The sequence below is a fragment of the Mycobacterium sp. genome, assembly GCF_035499775.1.
GTDB lineage: Bacteria > Actinomycetota > Actinomycetes > Mycobacteriales > Mycobacteriaceae > Mycobacterium.
In genome coordinates this window covers 1-4,571 of sequence record NZ_DATJYB010000127.1, presented here as the reverse complement: position 1 = coordinate 4,571, position 4,571 = coordinate 1, and the positions used below count along the sequence as shown (strand labels likewise).

Annotated in this window: 5 protein-coding genes; 2 read left to right on the top strand and 3 right to left on the bottom strand. The window is 64.4% G+C overall.

The features are described from left to right. Together VML93_RS09160 and VML93_RS09155 are read right to left on the bottom strand one after the other, a co-directional pair. A partial coding sequence (locus tag VML93_RS09160) for an FAD binding domain-containing protein (RefSeq protein WP_325609849.1) occupies window positions 1-269 on the bottom strand: 269 nt, incomplete at its 3' end. Between the two features lie 110 nt (window positions 270-379). Continuing rightward, window positions 380-1,111, bottom strand: a complete 732-nt coding sequence (locus VML93_RS09155) for a DUF2993 domain-containing protein (protein WP_325609845.1) — start codon at window positions 1,109-1,111, stop codon at window positions 380-382. 247 nt (window positions 1,112-1,358) lie between these two features. Here VML93_RS09155 and VML93_RS09150 point away from each other — a divergent pair, with 247 nt between their 5' ends. Next, a complete protein-coding gene (locus VML93_RS09150) occupies window positions 1,359-1,997 on the top strand; it encodes a cutinase family protein (RefSeq protein ID WP_414686312.1) in 639 nt (212 codons plus the stop codon). 201 nt (window positions 1,998-2,198) lie between these two features. Next, window positions 2,199-3,212 carry an alpha/beta fold hydrolase gene (locus VML93_RS09145; RefSeq protein ID WP_325609843.1) on the top strand — a complete coding sequence of 338 codons (1,014 nt, stop codon included), beginning with the start codon at window positions 2,199-2,201 and terminating at the stop codon, window positions 3,210-3,212. A gap of 53 nt (window positions 3,213-3,265) precedes the next feature. Here the strand turns inward: VML93_RS09145 and VML93_RS09140 are convergent. Next, window positions 3,266-4,571, bottom strand: a 1,306-nt coding sequence (locus VML93_RS09140) for a GMC family oxidoreductase (protein WP_325609841.1), incomplete at its 5' end; no start/stop codon positions are given.

Sequence of the window (4,571 nt, the reverse complement as noted above, 5' to 3'; positions counted from 1 at the left end):
GCGGCCGCAGCCATGACATCGGACTTCTCGACCCGAGCGTGTGTCACTGTCGCTCCGACCGAGACGGTGCCGTCGTCATCCACCTCGATGGACTCCAAGCCTTGCACCCGGCCGATGTCGATGAGATGCCCGAGATGGGTCAGCCGCAGGGCGAGGATTGGAAGAAGGCTTTGCCCACCGGCCAGCACCTTGCCGTCCCCGCCGTACGTTTCGAGTAGGGCGATCGTCTCGTCGACCGTGTCCGGTCGGTGGTAGTCGAACGGCGACATCTTCACTGCGGGCCTCCCTCCGATGTGCCTCGATTGAAGTAGTTGTACTACGCCAGGTTCTGCGTGTCAGAGAAAGCGCGAGGAAGACCAGGCCCACTCGGGGCAGCGGCTTACAGATTCGCGAAGCACGGGTTGCCTTGCGGGATGGATGCGTTGCGCGTCGAAAAGTGGCCCACGACACCGTTATCCGTGACCTGCACGCTGTCGGCATGGATGCCGAGCGGGTAGTTGTCGGTCAGCTCGCTGGCAAACGCGTCTAACGCGGGCTGCACCGACTCGCTTGGAAGCGTGAGGCCAAGCCCGTTGAGGCTGACCACCTGCAGCCCGACGGTGTTGGTCCGGACCTGGGGTTTGACGGTGATGCTGCCCACTATGCCCTGCAGCTCGATCGTGCCGTCGGACGGATTGGTCTGCACGCCGCCGAGGAAGCTGCCGAACAACGGGACCGAGTTTTGCAGGGTCCGCTTGATGCCGTCCGATGACCAGTTGATTGTGGCGTCCAAAGCCCCGATCGTGCCCTTCGGGTTGGTCCCGCTCTGCAGCCTTACGTCATCGACGCTCACGTAGACCTTCATGCCCCTGGCCCCGCGTATCTGGTTGCCCGCGGTGATGATCGAGATTTTGCCGTAGTGGCCGGTCATGTGCTGCAGCAGAAACGGCCTAGCCCCGAACGAGACGCTCGCGTTGTCGTGCACCACGCACTTGGTGGCCGCGGCGACGATGCTGTCGGCGCGGTAGCGCCCGTAGAGCTCCGCCCCGATGAGGCCGGCGGCGACGAGGGCCACCACGATGACGATGATCAGCGCGATCGACAGCGGATCGTCAGGGCGGAAGCGTCGCACCGTCGGGGCCTCAGGCGCTCGTATCGCGCCTGATGCGGAGTTCCCTCGTCATGGCTCTGTCCTACCACCTTGGTCTGAACAGCTGCCACGCCTCGGACTCGACGCAGCGTCGGCGGTAAAAAAGTGTCCCCTAGGACCGACGTCGTTGCTCCTAAGTGTGAGAGCTGCCAACCAGGCGGCGACCACACCAAGGACAACCACCATGAGCTTCCATCGTCGGGCCGGCGCGCCCGGGCCAATGCATGCCGTGACCGCACGTCCGTTTTCTGGTCTGTTCGGTGCGACTGTCGTCGCGGCCGCGTCAGTCACCGCTGCCTCGTCCCTGCCATCCGCTACCGCGGCTCCCTGCTCCGACGTCGACGTGGTGTTCGCCCGGGGCACCACCGAACCCCCTGGCGTCGGGGGGGTCGGAGGGTCATTTGTCAATTCGCTGCGTTCGCGATTAGGGGGGAGGGCCGTCAGCGTATATCCGGTCAACTACCCCGCGAGCAACAGTTTCGGTAGTTCCATCCCCGCCGGTGCCAATGACACGAGCGCTCATGTCCAGTCCATGGCGGCGAACTGTCCCAACACCAGGATGGTTCTCGGCGGGTACTCGCAGGGTGCGGCCGTGATGGACGTCAGCACCACGCAGATGCCACCCGGTGTCGCCAACCACGTCGCCGCCGTCGCTGTCTTCGGAAATCCTTCGGCATCAGGCAGTTTCGTGCGGACATCGGCCAGCGCGATTCCCACCATCGGCCCGCTGTACCGCTCGAAAACGATCGACATGTGCATGCCCGGGGATCCGATTTGCACGCGCGGTGTGAGCATGGGGCCACATGGTCAGTACATTCAGTCGGGAATGACGAACCAGGCGGCGGCGTTCGCCGCGGGCCGGCTGTAGCGCCGAATCAGTCGTCTTCGCCGATGCGCTCCGAAAATCGCACCTTGCCGAATGGTGCGCCGATACACTTCTAACAGTCACTTTGGCGGGAGTGGGTGAGTTGCGATGACATCGATATTCGACCGCAACCGGACACTGGAGCAGCGTCGGCAGGCGGTTTCCAATCTCTACGATTTCCTGGTCAAAGGCGGTATCGCAGACATGACGCGAATGCCGTCGGAGGTGATCGACACCGGTCGCACACGAACCTTGCATCGCTACTTGCCAGCGGACGGCGGCGGCGGGCAGCAGCGAAGCGACCCTGAAATCAACACCGCACGCGATGTGCCGGTGCTACTCGTGCCGCCGCTGGCGTCGCAGGCCGCCTGCTTCGACCTGCGGAGGGGGTGCTCGCTGGCCGAGCACCTCGTCACATCCGGTCGCCCGACCTACCTCGTCGACTATGGCGACATCGCGTTCGCCGACAAGGACCTCGGGCTCGAGCATTGGGTGAGCGGGGTCATCCCGGAGTCGGTGAAAAAGGCGTCCGAGGACAGAGGCGGACAAGAGGTGCATCTGGTCGGCTGGTGTATGGGCGGGTTGCTATCGATCCTCACGGCGGCCGCATATCCGGACTTGCCGATCAAGTCGGTCGCGATGGTCGCGAGCCCGTTCGACAACAGCAAGAACCCCATGGCCGCGCCCCTCCAGATGATCGGCAAGGTCACCGGCGGGCGGATCCTGGGCACCACCTTCAGGGTGTTTGGGGGGATCCCGGCGCAGATCGTCGGTCCCGTGTTCAAGGCGACGTCACTGCCGACCTATATCAAGAAGCCGGTGAAGCTCTTCCAGCACCGCGATAACCGCGAGTTCCTCGCCCAGGTCGAGGCGGTCGACGGCATCATGAACAGCATGTTGGCCTACCCAGGCCGGGCGACATTACAGGTCTATCAGCGCCTGTTCCACGGCAACGAGCTGGCAAGCGGCAAGATTCAAGGTCCAACGAAGCTCGTCGACCTCGCCGATGTGCGGGTGCCGGTGATGAACGTCGCCGGTCGGACCGACGTGCTCGTGCCGGTCGGGACGGCGCACCACGTCGGCGAGTTGTTGCCGAATTCACCTGAGGTGCGGCTCGAGACGGCTCCCGGCGGCCATCTCGGCGTGCTCACCGGCGCCAAAGCCCCGGAAACAACCTGGACCTACATCGACGATTTCCTCGATGCACACGCGAATTGAACCCGCGGCGCCGTGCCTCCACGCCATCCGATTTTCGGGCGGCGGTCTTACGCCTACGACCCTTTGATGAAGTCGGAACAGCGTTCTCCGATCATGACTGCGGGCGCATGGGTGTTGCCGCGGACGATGGTCGGCATCACCGAGGTGTCGGCGATGCGCAGGCCCTCCACGCCGTGTACGCGCAACTTCGGGTCGACGACACCATCGGCGGGTGACCCGATGCGCGCGGTGCACGCCGGGTGGAACGTGTGTTGCACCGACGTCCGAATCCAGCCTTTGATCTCGTCGCGGGTGCGGACGCCATCGCCGGGGGTGATTTCGGCTCGTAGGACCCCGCTGTTCTGCGCGTTCGCCGCGACTGCGCGGGCGAACTCGACGGCGTCGACCATCTCGTCAAGCTCGGATTCCTCCGAGAACATGTTGTAGGTGACTGCCGGCTTGCGGATTGGATTGTTCGAACGGATCCTGACCTGACCACAACTCCGGGAACCGATGTAGGACAGCGCCATCGTCGCCGCCGGGGCATCCCACGATGTCTGCCCGTGGTTGTAGAAGAAGGCGGGCGAGAGCAAAATCTGGAAGTTGGGTGCGGGCATGCTCGCATCGGTGCGGCAATGGATCGCGCCCTCGGCGATATTGCTGGTGAGCTTGCCCCGCCGCAAGGCCAGCCACTGGGCGAGATATTTGGGGTCGTTGGCGTCGGAAATCCCGGTGTACCCGTCGGCAAGTTCGTAGCAGACCGAGGCCAGCGGGTGCTCCATCAGGTGCTCGCCGACGGCCGGTAGATCGACCACCGGCGTCACCCCGACCGAGCGCAGGAAGTCGGCTGGACCGATTCCCGAATGTTGCAGCAAGGCCGGGGTGTTGAAGGCGCCACCGGAGAGGACTATTTCGGCGCGCGCGCGGATTTGCTCGGTCCGACCCTTCCCGTCGGCAACCTCAACCGCGACCGCGCGGCCGTTTTCGATGACGATTCGGGTTGCCAGCGTGTTCTTGCGAATCGCCAGGCTCTTGCGACGCGCCAGCGGCGCCAAGAAGGCTTCGGCGCTGCCGAAACGCATCCCGCGGTGCTGGTTGACCTGCATCTGGCCGGTGCCGTCCATCTGCTTACCGTTGAAGTCGTTGTTGCGGGCGACTCCCTGCGCGGCCGCGGCCTCGATCAAGGCGAGGGTGACCGGGTCGACATTGGTGATACGGGTTACCTTCAACGGCCCGGTGGTGCCGTGGTATTCGTCGTCGAACTCGTCGTTGCACTCGGAGCGCTTGAACACGGGGAGGACCTCGTCGTAGGACCAGCCCGGCGCTCCCTGTTCGGCCCATTCGTCGTAGTCGAGCCGGGGGCCGCGGATGTAGATCATC